The sequence below is a fragment of the Dysgonomonas sp. Marseille-P4361 genome, from assembly GCF_900343125.1.
Classification (GTDB): Bacteria; Bacteroidota; Bacteroidia; order Bacteroidales; family Dysgonomonadaceae; genus Dysgonomonas.
Genome location: NZ_OPYL01000006.1, coordinates 155,027 through 169,539, shown reverse-complemented (window position 1 = coordinate 169,539; position 14,513 = coordinate 155,027). Strand labels below are relative to the sequence as shown.

Sequence of the window (14,513 nt, the reverse complement as noted above, 5' to 3'; positions counted from 1 at the left end):
TTGCAAACTTCCTGACAAACATGATCGCCGCTATTGCTGCATACAGTTTCCTCCCTAAGAAACCTTCGATCAAATACTACACGGAAAAGACAAATCAACTTGCTTTTTATTAATCGAACTCAGGTTAATAGAGTACAAATAAAAAGAGTGGAGACCTCCCCACTCTTCTATTATATATTTTAATTATTAATAAAGATTAATAACCTTTATTCAGCAGCTTGCTCCTCTTCTTTCAACTCTTGTTCAAAGTCGATAGCAGCATCTACTAAGAGATTGTACCAAGATATAATCTTTTTTATATCTGTAGGGTAAACACGCTCTTTATCAAAGTTCGGCAGAACCTCTTCAAAATATTTTCGATATTCATCAGGCTTTGCTGTTGTAGAAACAGATGCTTTTGCTCCATTTTCTTTTTGCTTCATTGCCACAAAAATATCTTTCAAAGGAGCATCATCCTCTTCTGTGTATATAGAAATATCACCAAGTGATACTACTTTATCTCTAGCATGAATAGGCATTTTCTTTTTATCTACTAAAGACTCCACTATTACCATATTTTTTCCGCTGGAAATTAACTTGTACAATCCAGGTTTACCAGAAACTGATAAGATTGTTTTTAACATAATAATCTTAATTTAATTTATATATCTTAATTTATATTAGTCAACCGACAAAAATAATGCTAAAGCCCCAAATATGATAATTTGAGGCTTTAAAAATTCTATATATTCTTACATAAATAATTAAAATATCTTTCGATATGCATGACAATATGGTTTAGTACCCTTATGCTCATAATATTGCTGATGATAATCCTCTGCTTTCCAAAATACAGATACCGGTTTCAATAGTGTAGCAACTTTGTAGCCTTTAACCTCTAATATGTCAATATACTTCGCTGCTACCTCTTTTTCTTGTTCATCCGAATAAAATATACAAGAAAGGTACTGCGGTCCTATATCTGGCCCTTGACCGTTTGTTTGAGTAAAATCATGAGTCTCAAAAAATAATTTCACCAGATCTTCATAAGTTGTTTTAGATGTGTCATACTCAACCTCTGTTGTTTCTAGATGTCCTGTATTTTTCTGACAAACCTGCTCATAAGTAGGAGAATCGACATGCCCTCCCATAAAACCGACTGCTGTGTGCTTAACACCATCGGCTTTCATAAAGAAATATTCTGTTCCCCAAAAACACCCAGAGGCGAAATATGCTTTTTTTATCATCTTATTCTGTTTTGGTATAAATTTTAAAGATATCGAGTTTACACAATGTCGGGTATTCTTCACAGTAAAACCTTCATTTAGGAATACATGTCCTAAATGAGCACCACAATTCGCACATACTATTTCAGTGCGGAGACCATCAGCATCTGGCAATCTTTTAACAGCACCTTCTATTTCATCATCAAAAGCTGGCCAACCGCAATGAGAATCGAATTTATCAGAGGAATTATATAGAGGAGTATCACATCTTTTACAGACATATATACCCTCTCGTTTATTATTCACATATTCCCCCTTGTAAGGAGTTTCTGTCCCTCTATGAAGAATAACAAATTCTTCTTCAGGAGTCAATTTATTATATTTCATATCTCCATTCTCTATTTTATTTTGTCCGTGTACACATGAAGTAGCACACAGAACGATTAATAATATGTATATAAATTTAGTCATTCTTCTTTTTGTAATAACGAACGAATGCAAATAATTTCCTTTTTCTCAGATAAGAAAGATTATACATATTTGCATATGCCTCACGCTCAAATGAGATATTTTCATATGCTCTTATTCTGTTTCGATATTGGACGAGCCTAATAAGCCATTCCAGAATATAGAACAGATAGAAGAGAATAATCAACATCTCCAGCATTTGACGGGTATGAATAATCTCGTGATTAATCTCCTCTTTGCTCAACACTCCATAATCTTTACGTACAATTATTACACCTAGCAGGTTAATTGCCGCAAAATCTTTAGGAGGGAAATATTTATTATATAAAATTTTCATAACTATATTCTTGAAACAAATTTATTCTCACAGCCGATTGTTCACAAGTATTTAAAGGCAAATTTTGTTAAAGCTTATATTTTAAATAACTTTCCACTATCTTTTTTAAAACAACTAAATATGGAATTAATATATGCTGTGGTAATCCTCATTCTAGCTATTATTGTCATTTTTGTTCTACAGAAAAACAGTAAAAAACAAGAATCGGACTTAAAAATTGAGATTAATAAATTAACGGAAGAAAAAGATCTATTACTGAAAGAACAGATTGAAAACATCCGCGAAATATCTCAAACTAAGGCCTTACTACAATCGAAGGAGGAACAGTTGCGCATTCAACAAGAGGAGTTACTAAACACACGTAATCAATTAAATAAAGATTTTCAGGTTTTGGCCAACCAGATACTCGAAGAGAAGACTCTACGCTTCACCGATGTCAACAGAGCTAATATGGAGGCAATCTTGAAACCTTTGAATGAAAAACTGGTCGAATTTAAAACCAAGGTTGAAGAAACCTACGATAAAGAGTCGAAACAACGCTTTTCTTTAGAAGAAAGAATCAAGGATCTGGTTGCTCTTAACAATCAGATTAGCGAAGATGCAAATAATCTGACCAAAGCTCTGAAAGGGAATAATAAAGTTCAAGGTAACTGGGGTGAAATGATCTTGGAATCAATACTCGAAAAGTCGGGACTAAAAAAAGGAGAAGAATATTTTGCACAAGAATTTATCACTGACGAAAATGGGAACCGTGTAAAGAATGAGCAGCAAAATTATATGCAACCCGATGTTGTTGTCGTCTATCCGGGAGGTAGAAAAATAGTAATCGACTCAAAGGTTTCTTTAAGCGCCTATGTAAAATATGTAGAATCGGAGACTGACGATATAAAAACAATTGCAGAGAAAGAACATATCACATCGATAAAACAGCACATCGATGAACTCAGCCGTAAGTCGTACCAAGACTATGTAGAATCTCTCGATTTCGTCATGATGTTTATCCCTAACGAACCTGCATATATACTAGCTATGCAATTGGACTCAACCCTCTGGGATTATGCTTACCGCAAGCGTATCCTCTTAATAAGTCCGACAAATCTTATTGCTTCACTTAAGGTAGTCGCCGATCTTTGGAAACGTGAGTATCAAAGTAGAAATGCAATAGAAATAGCTAAACGAGGTGCTGCCTTATACGACAAATTTGCAGGATTTGTAGAAACGCTTCAAGATGTAGGTAAGAATATAGAGAGAAGCCAGAAAGCATATGACAAAGCCTTTTCTCAATTGAAAGAGGGAAACGGGAACCTGATACGTCAAGCTGAAATGCTGAAAGAACTAGGGGTTAAAGCTCAAAAAGAATTACCAGAAAGTGATCTTTAGTTAAAAAATGCAAATTCACCAAAGAAAATCGCCAAAACATGTTTTATAACATAAAAATTTACTTATCTTTGTAGTGTGTTTTTCATGGTATTAGATTTAAGGTTAACAATGAAGATTGGTTGTCGGGATGACAACCTTTTCTTTTTTATAGACCTTCCTGTTTTATATAAGTCAGACATAAGACAAAAAAGTAGGACTATGCCTACTCTTCTCCATTTCTAAATATCGTAAAATTCACACTTCCATAAACTCGCTTGCTTTCAAATAATGGTAAATGCGAAAAATCATAATCCTTGGAATGTTCTAATATAAATATTGCTCCTTTGCTCAATAAATTTTTCTCAAAAACCAAACGAGGAACATCTTCGAAATTCTTTAAATCATAAGGAGGATCGGCAAAAATAAGATCAAAGCTATCTTTACTATTTTCCAGATATGTAAAAACATCCATTTTCAACAGACTCATTTCTGAGCCTATTTTCAGATCACCTTTAGTTTTTTCTATAAACTGAGTATGATTAAAATTCTTTTCCACACAAACTACACGAGGACATCCTCGTGATACTAACTCAAAGCTTATTCCGCCTGTACCCCCAAATATATCAAGAGCTGTAGTTTCTTCCCAGTCTATCATATTATTCAATACATTGAACAAGTTTTCTTTTGCAAAGTCGGTTGTAGGACGAGCCTTAAAGCTTTTAGGTGGGTCGAATCTTCTTCCCTTAAATTTTCCACTTACTATTCTCATAATGATAACGTCAACAAATCTAAAGGAGCTTTTTTAGCGTCATCGCTCCACGATGTTATTTCACCTGCCCATGTCAGGTTTTCTATTTTATTAATATATAATTGAGCCCTTGCCATAACCAACCTATTCGCCTCGCCAAGAATATACAACGTATCTTCTTGCTGGCTGAAACTGCATTGCTCCCACAGTTTCAGTAGAAAATAAACCTGATCGGCGGCATTCTCATTTTCGTAAGAAAGACTATGAATGAGTTTTGAGTCTGAAAAACAGAATACATCCATCATATTTTCGCGAAAAGAAACAAACATTCTTGATTTACTCTTCAAAAATTTCGCTCTCTTATCAATCCAGTTGATCAATAGATTGGAATGATGATAATAATTAGGAGCAAACAAACTTCTCGATAAAAAGTCTAGCAAATCTTTATCTACTTTGTAAGAGACCACAACATCTTGACTATCTATCAATCCTGACATTGTATAATCAGCTTTATTGAAATGAGTGAAATTATAAAGCTCTGTAGTTTCTTTTTTATCGAAAAGGGAAGCTGGTATTATATCGTGATCTTTGCTTACAAAGACAACATTTGTTTGTTTAAATTCCTGAGTAAGAAAATTCAACTCAAAAATAATTCGCTGTACATTACCAAGCAGATTGTCTTCTGAAGAAAAAGTTGTTTCTCGCAAACAGTAATTTTTCACATTCTCAGGATCGGTAATAGAAAACATAAAGCCATCCGATTTGATACGAATAGACAGTATATATTTTTCAGAATGTTCGAGATCTATACTTTCCGGTAGAAACATATTATCAATTTTATTTCTACAAAGTTAGAAAAAGATATTTTTATCCACTACTTTTGATATTCAATTCACCATTCTACCCTTTTTAGCATGATAAGTAATTTCTTTAGAGATAAAGTAAAAGACAATTTTCCTTTCGAACTGACACAAGAACAAGATTCTGCTTTAGAAAAGATTGTTGATTTTTTATTTCTACAAAAAGAAGAAACTATTTTTCTGCTTCGTGGATATGCTGGTACGGGAAAATCTTCTCTACTGGGAGCTTTGGTGAAAACAATGACCGAATTTAAACAGAAAACTGTTTTATTAGCTCCTACTGGACGAGCTGCTAAAGTTTTCTCTTCCTATGCCAATCATCCGGCTTATACCATTCATAAGAAAATATACAGACAACAGCGATATGTTGGAGACTTTGGCAGCTTTGGCATTATGGACAATCTACATAAGGATACTTTGTTTATTGTTGACGAAGCCTCCATGATCAGCAACAATGGCTACGATTCATCCATATTCGGTACAGGAAGATTGCTTGACGATTTGATTCATTATGTATACTCCGGCGAGAATTGCAGACTGTTGCTTATTGGTGATACAGCTCAGCTTCCGCCTGTGGGTGAAGAAGAAAGTCCGGCATTACAAACCTATACGCTCGAAGGCTATGGATTGGATGTCTGGGAGGCTATGCTATCTCAGATAGTTCGTCAAGCAGAAAGTTCAGGTATTCTGTATAATGCGACAAACATAAGGAATGCTCTAAAAAAAGGGAAAACAGAAGCCTATCCTAAATTGAAACTCAATAAATTTACAGATATAATCAGGATTACGGGCGAAGATCTCATTGATGAAATAAATTCAGCCTACAGTAACGATGGGCTTGAAAATACAATGATTATTTCTCGTTCCAACAAGCGTTCTAATCTTTATAATCAAGGTATACGTAACCGAATCCTTTATAGAGAAGAAGAACTTTCGAGTGGGGATATGCTAATGATCACCAAGAACAATTATTTCTGGACAGAAAACATTGAGGGTATCGACTTCCTTGCGAATGGTGAAATTGTTGAAGTCTTACGTGTAAGAGGTGAGCAAGAATTATACGGATTCAGATTTAGAGATGTATTGGTAAAAAGTATAGACTATGATATAGAGTTGGAAATCAAAATTCTCATGGATACACTTTATTCCGACACAACAGGTCTTAGCCGCGAACGATCCGAAGAATTATTCATGAATATCTTAGAAGACTATGCCGATATTTCGACTAAAGCGGGCAAGATGAAGAGAATGAAAGTCGATCCGTTTTACAACGCTGTACAGGTAAAATTTGCCTATGCCATCACATGTCATAAGGCGCAGGGCGGTGAGTGGCAGAATGTATTTCTTGATCTTGGTTATATATCAGAAGAACATTTAGGTATAAATTTTTACAGGTGGCTTTATACTGCTATCACTCGCGCAAGTGGAAAACTCTATCTGGTAAATCTACCTGATGAATTTGTTTAAAACGACCCTCTTACAATAAAAACTGGTCAACTAATAGTAATAAACAACCAATCGTAACAAAGTAGCCTTTCTTTATAAAAAGATATATAGCTATTTAACTTTTATCTATTAACTTTGAATTAATTAGAATTAATCATTGTTTTCTAAAACTGATAAAATTAGACTTTTAATATCATGAATCAATTAAAACTATTTATCTCTTTAGTGCTTCTTTGCTCATCTTTTTCTCTTCTGGCACAGAATTATAATAACCCTATAATCCCTAGAAGCCTACCAGACCCGACAATAATTAAAGCAAAAGGTGGATTCTTTTATCTGTATGCAACTGAGGATATAAGAAATACTCCCATTTACAAATCAAAGAATCTTGTAGATTGGGAATTTGTAGGAACTGCTTTTACGAACGAGACCCGTCCTACATTCGAGCCTAAGGGTGGACTTTGGGCTCCTGATATAAGTTATATCAATGGTAAATATGTATTACATTACTCCATGTCCGTTTGGGGTGGAGAATGGACATGTGGAATTGGGGCTGCCGTTGCAGACAAGCCGGAAGGTCCGTTTGTTGATAAAGGTAAATTATTTAATAGTACCGATATAGATGTACAGAACTCTATTGATCAATTTTATATAGAAGATAAAGGAAAGAAATATCTATTCTGGGGAAGCTTTCGCGGCATATACGCCATCGAGTTAAGCAAAGATGGCTTGTCGGTAAAACCTGAAGCCGAAAAAAAAAGAATTGCAGGTACAGCATTTGAGGGAACCTACATTCATAAGCGAGAAAAATATTACTACTTTTTTGCATCTGTCGGTAGCTGCTGCGAAGGTGTAAATAGTACTTATAAACTTGTTGTCGGTCGTTCTAAGTCTTTATTTGGACCTTATTACGATAAAGAAGGGAAAGACATGATGGACAATGGTTATTCGATTGTAATAGGACCTAACTCTCGTTTCGTTGGCAATGGACACTGTTCTGAAATTGTACAAGACAAAAAAGGCAACGATTGGATATTCTACCATGGAGTAGACGTAGAAAACCCTAAGGGGAGAGTATTGCTGATGGATCAGGTAAAATGGGACAAAGAGGGATGGCCATATGTAGAAGGTGATTCCCCTTCGCTGTCCACTCCAAAACCTGTATTTTAAATAATACCAATATTTAAAATAAAGCCACCTCTTAGATTTTTTAAGAGGTGGCTTTATTTATTATCAAAATTATTTGGTTTCAGTTCTAGAATTCAAGTTCAGATTGACTATTCTGAAACTGAATTACCTACTCCTATCTGTTGAACAATGATTGCTACTGCTTTTAAACAAGATTCTAAAATTCGTTTGTCAATATTATTAATGTCATCGCATGCTTGATGATAACAAGGCGCAAAACTTAAAATTTCCCCTCCGTCTCCCGTTGACTCTGTTGTTTCTTTAACAACGGTGATTCCTATTGTTGGTATTTGCGCAAAGAAAGGTCCTGTATCCGAATTCATAGCAAAAGTAAGATCTTCAACAACCTCAACATTTAATTGGGCAAAAGCGTCTTTGGTTAACTGTTCCAACTTTTCAGAACCTGGAGCAAACTTCATCGCTCCATAAAATGCCTTAAGCATATCTATCGACTCGGGCTCAACTCCATTTTTCACAGCCTCATCTAATACGCCTTGCACTGTGGAACCATCTGTGTCTGATATTTGAATTTCTCCATCTGTAGATGCAACCATATCTACATTCAGGTATGCAGCAATCTGCTTTCTTTCATCTTCACTCAATGCATTATAATAAGCTGCCGATCCCTCAACTCCTGTCTCTTCAGAGTCCCAAAAAGCGAATCTCAATGTTTTATCAGGTACTATCCCCGCCTTTTGTATCACTTCTATAATTTCGAGCAAAATTGCAACTCCACTCGCATTATCATTAATACCTGGTCCAAACACCACAGAGTCATAGTGAGCTCCAATCAACACTATATCTCCGTCGCGCTTACCCTTTATCTCTACAGTGAGATTACTTCCTTGAGCCCCTGACCTATTTGTGAAATTGTGTGCAACAGGAGACAAGCCTAGGTTTGTAAGAAATTCTACAATATAGTTCTTACTGGCAATTCCTCCAGGTGTACCTACAGCCCTATTTGAATTATTTTCTTTCCCTATTTTATCAAATGATTCTAAATGGTTCCAAACCGAATCATAATTAACAAGGTCTATTAATTTTTCTTGTTTTTTATTACAGGCCGTAAGGGATAATAAAATGATCGTAAAGAAAAGTATCTTTTTTATCATCGTTATATGTTTTTATTATTTGTTATATATATAACCTCATTCCTTTTATATTGTTCAGTCTGAACTAAAGGGTTTATTATTGCAACAAAAAAGGTGTACTTTAACTAGTACACCTTTTTTGTTATCTAATATTCTTTATTCGTTTTTTCTTTTGCTTAACAATCGTTCATAGAGCTTATCATCTTTTATTATTTCATAAGCTTTCTTAAACGCATCACTATCTTCGTTCAAAATACGAACAAGAGTTTCCATATCGTAAACATCTCGTGCAATAAGAGCTTTTAATTGAAGGTTTATATTCGGTTTTGACTTTTCAAATTCATCTTCCTTGTATTCCAGTTTCTCTTCTGCTATAGCCTCTTTTACCCTACTCAAAAGATCATCTGAAACAACAAAGTTCTTAAAGAACAATTCTTTGTCTGGATATTTAGCTAAAACTTCATCTCTGCGATTGTCTATTTCACTATAAGCAACCTTATTCAACACCCCTCTCATCACCATGTTTCTGAACAAAGGGGTATAAGATGAGGTATCTGCCGGAATAAAATAATCGGGCATTATACCACCCCCTCCATAAACAATTCTTTGTTTAACCATAGTTTTATATTTCAAAGAGTCTGGAAAATGAATACTGTCTGCATGCATCATTTCCCCTTTATTATATCTCTCTAAAACATCCATATTATAAGATTTGAGATCTCCATTTGTATAAGGCTTCTGGATAGAACGACCTGTCGGCGTATAATAACGTGCAACAGTCAAGCGAATCATCGATTCGTCTGGTAGTGGGACTGGTCTCTGAACAAGACCTTTTCCAAAGCTACGACGACCTACAATCACACCTCTATCCCAGTCTTGAACAGCTCCGGAAAGAATTTCGCTAGCCGATGCCGAACCTTCATTGATAAGAATAACAAGTTTTCCTTTCTCGAACAATCCTTTTTCTGTAGATCTCCATTCTTGCTTCGATTGTCGTCTTCCTTCTGTATAAACAATAAGCTTTCCTTTATCTAAGAATTCATCTGCAAGATCAATTGCCGGATCCATATAGCCACCACCATTGTACTCAAGATCTAATATAAGATTCTTCATTCCTGTTTTCTGTAACTTTAACAAAGCTTCTTTAAACTCCTTGGATGTTGTTGCTCCAAATCGTATCACTCTTATATAGCCAGTGTTAGCATCTACCATATAAGATGCATCTATACTATAAACTGGAATTTTTGCTCGTGTTATCCTAAAATCCAATAGATCGGAAACCCCTTTACGCAATACCTTTACATCAACTTTAGTTCCTTTCGGCCCTTTTAGCTGAGACATCACATATTTAGTGGATCTTTTCACTCCGGCAATCAAAGAGTCATTTACATAAATAATCTTATCTCCTGCCTTAAGTCCAACTTTTTCGGATGGTCCTCCTGCAATCGTCTCTATCACATAAAGTGTATCGGTTAGCATATTGAATGAAATACCAATCCCGTCGAAGTTGCCTTCTAAGGGTTCGTTCATTTCCCGAACTTCATCGGCACTTATATATGTAGAGTGTGGATCCAGTTTTTCTAACAAAGATTTCACAGCATCTTCAGCCAGCTTAGCATCATCCACTTTATCTACATAGAAGTTCTCAATTACAGCCATTGTTGTAGCTACTTTTTTCGACCCTTCACTCATTTTGAACTGAGCCGAAAGGGATAGTGCTACAAAAAAGCAGCAAAGGAGTATAATGTTCTTTTTCATCTTTACTTGGTTTCTTCTGTATATTTTATAAAGTTTTTGAAATGTTGATGAAGTTATTTCTTTAGTACCATTCCTTCAGGAACGAACTGACTAACATCATGTCCAAAACGCAAAAGCTCGCGCACAATAGTAGAACTAATATGTGTCAGTTCTGGTTCAGTAAATAGAATAAAAGTTTCTATCCCTGATATTTTTCTATTGATATCTGCTATCGTTTTTTCGTACTCAAAATCATTTACCGAACGAATACCTCTGACTATAAATTTAGCATCTACTGTTTTTGCAAAATCGACTGTGAGATTATCATAATATTTTACAGAAACACGAGGATCCTCTTTATATAGATTTTCAATCATCTCAATACGATCCTCTAATGAAAAATAACTCTTTTTAGCATCGTTCTTCCCAATTGCAATAACGATCTCATCAACTAATTCGAGAGATCGTTTTACCATTGAATGATGCCCTATTGTGAAGGGATCAAAAGTTCCTGGAAATATTGCTTTTCTATTCATCCTTAATTTGCCATATCAGAAATAAATTTAATACGTACTAAACGAATTTCATCTTCAGAGTATTCTCCTAATTCATTTATAGCCGCTTCTAAATCATCTGATTCTGCTTCTTGGAAATATTCAAAAATATCGTCTAGGTGATCTTCATCAATCACTTCGCGAAGGAAATAATCAATATTTATTTTTGTACCTGAAAATACAATTGCTTCAACTTCTGTCAATAGTTCATGGAATTCAATTCCTTTTGACTCTGCCAAATCATCAAGAGCGACCTTTCTATCAATAGCCTGAACAATAGCCACTTTCATCTTAGATTTATTGGCAACTGTACGAACTCTTAAGTCCTCAGGGCGTTCTATTTCATTTTCTTCTACGTGCTTCTTTATTATTTGCAGGAATTCTTCTCCATATCGTTTTGCTTTTCCTGCTCCTACACCTGGGATATTCTGCAATTCATCCATTGTGATAGGATAAATGGTAGCCATTGCTTCTAACGAAGGGTCTTGGAAGATTACATATGGCGGCACATTATTATGTTTGGCCATTTTTTTACGCAAATCTTTCATTATAGAGAATAAAACCGGATCTACCGCCGATCCACCTCCGCCACCTTTAACTACTACATCGTCTAAACCTTCGTCATCAGCCATGTCTTCATCATCACTTGTTGTGATTTTAAATGAAACTGGTTTTTTCAGAAAACTCTTGCCTTTCTTTGTAACTTTCAATAAACCATAGTTTTCTATGTCTTTATCAAAATAGCCTGCAATCAGAGCTTGACGGATAACAGCATTCCATGTTTCATCGTCAGCATCATCTCCTGAGCCAAACACTTCAAGATCCTGGTGTCCATAGGTCTCTATCTCAGATGTTTCTTTACCTCTTAGGACATTAATAACATAGTCTGTTTTAAATTTTTCTTTCAACGCAACGACAGCTTCAATCGCTGTCAACAATAATTCTTTAGCTTCCACTTGTTTCTTAGGGTTTACACAATTGTCACAGTTACCACAACTTTTCTCTTTATATTCTTCACCAAAATAGTGAAGTAGTACTTTCTTTCGGCATAGAGCTGTTTCAGCATACGCAGCTGTTTCCAGAAGCAATAATTTGCCAATTTCCTGCTCTGCTACCGGTTTGCCCTGCATGAATTTTTCTAACTTCTGAAGATCCTTAAAGGAATAGAAAGCAATACAGTTCCCTTCTCCCCCATCCCTTCCGGCACGTCCTGTTTCCTGATAGTAACCTTCAAGGCTTTTAGGCATGTCGTAATGGATAACGTATCTTACATCCGGTTTGTCAATTCCCATACCAAAGGCTATCGTTGCTACAATTACATCAACTTTTTCCATCAGGAAAGCATCCTGATTTGCTGAGCGTGTCGAAGCATCTAAACCTGCATGGTAAGGCAGTGCATTTATATTGTTAGTTTGCAATATTTCAGCAAATTCTTCTACTTTCTTACGACTTAGACAGTATATAATTCCCGACTTATGTCCTTGGGTTTTAATATATTTTATAATATCCTTATCTACATTGTTCGTTTTAGGACGAATCTCATAATATAGGTTCTCTCTATTAAATGAAGCCTTGAATACATCTGCATCTGTCATTCCCAAGTTCTTCTGTATATCTAGTTGAACTTTAGGTGTCGCTGTCGCAGTGAGTGCGATCAGAGGGTGTTTCCCTATTTCGGATACAATAGGGCGTATTCGTCTGTATTCTGGTCTAAAGTCATGTCCCCATTCGGATATACAATGAGCTTCATCTATTGCATAGAACGAAATCTTGATCTGACGCAGAAAATCTATATTCTCCACTTTTGTCAAAGATTCTGGTGCAACATAGAGCAATTTTGTTTTGCCAGACAAAATATCAGTTTTCACTTGTTCTATAGCGACTTTATTTAATGAAGAATTTAAGAAGTGAGCGACTCCATCATCTTCACTAAAATTACGCATAGCATCTACCTGATTTTTCATTAATGCTATAAGAGGAGAAACAACAACGGCTGTTCCCTCCATCAGTAATGCTGGTAGCTGATAACACAGAGATTTTCCTCCTCCTGTCGGCATAAGGACGAAGGTATCTCTACCATCCAAAACATTCTGAATTACAGCTTCTTGATTCCCCTTAAAGCCATCAAATCCAAAATGTTTTTTTAAAGCGGTTGTTAATATTTCGTTTTTATTAACCATATTAAAAATAGGTCTATTACTTGTTACGAAGATAAAATGCTAATTCTGAAACTCCAACTCAAAATAGACTATTTTTTATTAAAAAGCAAACTTTCATTGAGAATTTCTCAGTTTAATCACTTCTGATTTTTCAAGCTGCTCTACTGCATATGGTTTGGTAATATGCAATTTTTCTTGCTTTGTAGAAGGTATATTGAACATTGCATCCATCATTATAGTCTCTACAATAGAACGCAACCCTCTAGCTCCTAATTTATACTCTACTGCTTTATCTACAATATATTCATAGACGTCATCATCGAAAGTCAGATCAACATTATCCATCTTGAATAATTTTACATACTGCTTGATTATTGAGTTCTTAGGTTCCGTTAATATTCTTCTCAAAGCACTTGGGTCAAGTGCATCCAAATATGTCAAAATAGGTAAACGACCTATAATCTCAGGGATCAGTCCAAAAGACTTCAAGTCTTGAGGTGCCACATATTGTAGCAAATTGTTTTTATCTATTTTCGCTTTATTATTCGAAGAAGCATACCCAACGACTGTAGTATTCAAGCGCTGAGCTATTTTTCTCTCAATTCCATCAAACGCTCCGCCACATACAAAAAGTATATTTTTTGTATCTACTGCTATCATCTTCTGATCGGGATGTTTACGCCCTCCTTGAGGTGGAACATTTACAACCGATCCTTCGAGCAGCTTCAATAAGCCTTGCTGTACTCCTTCTCCACTTACATCGCGAGTTATAGATGGGTTATCACTCTTACGAGCAATTTTATCTATTTCATCAATAAAAACAATTCCTCTTTCGGCTGCTGCTACATCATAATCTGAAGCTTGCAGAAGTCTGGTCAGAATACTTTCAATATCCTCTCCTACATACCCAGCCTCGGTAAGAACAGTAGCATCAACAATAGCAAAAGGGACTTTTAATAGTTTTGCAATAGTACGAGCTAACAAGGTTTTACCTGTACCTGTAGGGCCTACTAATATAATATTGGACTTCTCTATTTCAATATCGTCTTCTTTCTCTTGCAATATACGCTTGTAGTGATTATAAACAGCTACAGATAGATAACGCTTTGCACTATCCTGCCCAATGATATAACCATCAAGGTATTCTTTTATTTGTCGGGGATCAGGCAACTGATTTCTATCAATACCTGCAACTGATTTCTTTTTAGCTTCGAAGCTTTCTTTTACAATTTGATATGCTTGTTCAGCACAGCTATCGCATATATCAGCAGACAATCCAGAGATAAGCATATTCACCTCTTTCTCATTTCGTCCACAGAAGCTGCAACTGCTACTTGAATTCGTTTCTTTCTTTGCCATAA

At 35.5% G+C, this 14,513-nt stretch carries 13 protein-coding genes; 3 read left to right on the top strand and 10 right to left on the bottom strand.

Annotation, left to right across the window (positions count from 1 at the left end):
- Nucleotides 1-206: 206 nt before the first annotated feature.
- The 3 genes from DHU68_RS12005 to DHU68_RS11995 form a co-directional block, all read right to left on the bottom strand.
- The gene (locus DHU68_RS12005; RefSeq protein ID WP_108823229.1) at nucleotides 207-623 is read right to left on the bottom strand and encodes a DUF5606 domain-containing protein; all 417 of its coding nucleotides are present in this window, start codon (nucleotides 621-623) and stop codon (nucleotides 207-209) included.
- A 120-nt stretch (nucleotides 624-743) separates the two neighbouring features.
- Nucleotides 744-1,676: a bifunctional methionine sulfoxide reductase B/A protein gene (locus DHU68_RS12000; RefSeq protein WP_108823228.1), complete on the bottom strand. Its 933-nt coding sequence runs from the start codon at nucleotides 1,674-1,676 to the stop codon at nucleotides 744-746.
- The gene (locus DHU68_RS11995) at nucleotides 1,669-2,010 is read right to left on the bottom strand and encodes a hypothetical protein (RefSeq protein WP_108823227.1); all 342 of its coding nucleotides are present in this window, start codon (nucleotides 2,008-2,010) and stop codon (nucleotides 1,669-1,671) included. Before DHU68_RS11995 ends, DHU68_RS12000 begins: the two co-directional genes overlap by 8 nt.
- A gap of 120 nt (nucleotides 2,011-2,130) precedes the next feature.
- Here DHU68_RS11995 and DHU68_RS11990 point away from each other — a divergent pair, with 120 nt between their 5' ends.
- Entirely contained in the window at nucleotides 2,131-3,390 is a 1,260-nt protein-coding gene (locus DHU68_RS11990) for a DNA recombination protein RmuC (protein ID WP_108823226.1), read from the top strand.
- Between the two features lie 202 nt (nucleotides 3,391-3,592).
- Here DHU68_RS11990 and DHU68_RS11985 read toward each other — a convergent pair whose 3' ends face one another.
- Both DHU68_RS11985 and DHU68_RS11980 read right to left on the bottom strand, forming a co-directional pair.
- A complete protein-coding gene (locus tag DHU68_RS11985) occupies nucleotides 3,593-4,138 on the bottom strand; it encodes an RsmD family RNA methyltransferase (RefSeq protein WP_108823225.1) in 546 nt (181 codons plus the stop codon).
- Nucleotides 4,135-4,944 carry a DUF3822 family protein gene (locus DHU68_RS11980; protein WP_108823224.1) on the bottom strand — a complete coding sequence of 270 codons (810 nt, stop codon included), beginning with the start codon at nucleotides 4,942-4,944 and terminating at the stop codon, nucleotides 4,135-4,137. The genes DHU68_RS11985 and DHU68_RS11980 overlap by 4 nt, the downstream gene beginning before the upstream one ends.
- A gap of 87 nt (nucleotides 4,945-5,031) precedes the next feature.
- Here DHU68_RS11980 and DHU68_RS11975 point away from each other — a divergent pair, with 87 nt between their 5' ends.
- Together DHU68_RS11975 and DHU68_RS11970 are read left to right on the top strand one after the other, a co-directional pair.
- Nucleotides 5,032-6,444: an ATP-dependent RecD-like DNA helicase gene (locus DHU68_RS11975; protein ID WP_108823223.1), complete on the top strand. Its 1,413-nt coding sequence runs from the start codon at nucleotides 5,032-5,034 to the stop codon at nucleotides 6,442-6,444.
- Nucleotides 6,445-6,618: 174 nt separating this feature from the next.
- Nucleotides 6,619-7,593 (top strand): family 43 glycosylhydrolase, encoded by a 975-nt coding sequence (locus DHU68_RS11970; RefSeq protein ID WP_108823222.1) that lies wholly within the window; start codon nucleotides 6,619-6,621, stop codon nucleotides 7,591-7,593.
- Nucleotides 7,594-7,700: 107 nt separating this feature from the next.
- Here DHU68_RS11970 and DHU68_RS11965 read toward each other — a convergent pair whose 3' ends face one another.
- From DHU68_RS11965 to clpX, 5 genes are all read right to left on the bottom strand, one after another.
- Nucleotides 7,701-8,723: a M20/M25/M40 family metallo-hydrolase gene (locus DHU68_RS11965; protein ID WP_108823221.1), complete on the bottom strand. Its 1,023-nt coding sequence runs from the start codon at nucleotides 8,721-8,723 to the stop codon at nucleotides 7,701-7,703.
- A gap of 135 nt (nucleotides 8,724-8,858) precedes the next feature.
- Nucleotides 8,859-10,460 carry a S41 family peptidase gene (locus DHU68_RS11960; RefSeq protein WP_108823220.1) on the bottom strand — a complete coding sequence of 534 codons (1,602 nt, stop codon included), beginning with the start codon at nucleotides 10,458-10,460 and terminating at the stop codon, nucleotides 8,859-8,861.
- Nucleotides 10,461-10,513: 53 nt separating this feature from the next.
- Nucleotides 10,514-10,975: a pantetheine-phosphate adenylyltransferase gene (gene coaD / locus DHU68_RS11955; RefSeq protein WP_108823219.1), complete on the bottom strand. Its 462-nt coding sequence runs from the start codon at nucleotides 10,973-10,975 to the stop codon at nucleotides 10,514-10,516.
- Nucleotides 10,976-10,977: 2 nt separating this feature from the next.
- The gene (recQ, locus tag DHU68_RS11950) at nucleotides 10,978-13,173 is read right to left on the bottom strand and encodes a DNA helicase RecQ (protein ID WP_108823218.1); all 2,196 of its coding nucleotides are present in this window, start codon (nucleotides 13,171-13,173) and stop codon (nucleotides 10,978-10,980) included.
- Nucleotides 13,174-13,266: 93 nt separating this feature from the next.
- A complete protein-coding gene (gene clpX, locus DHU68_RS11945) occupies nucleotides 13,267-14,511 on the bottom strand; it encodes an ATP-dependent Clp protease ATP-binding subunit ClpX (RefSeq protein ID WP_108823217.1) in 1,245 nt (414 codons plus the stop codon).
- Nucleotides 14,512-14,513 lie beyond the last annotated feature (2 nt).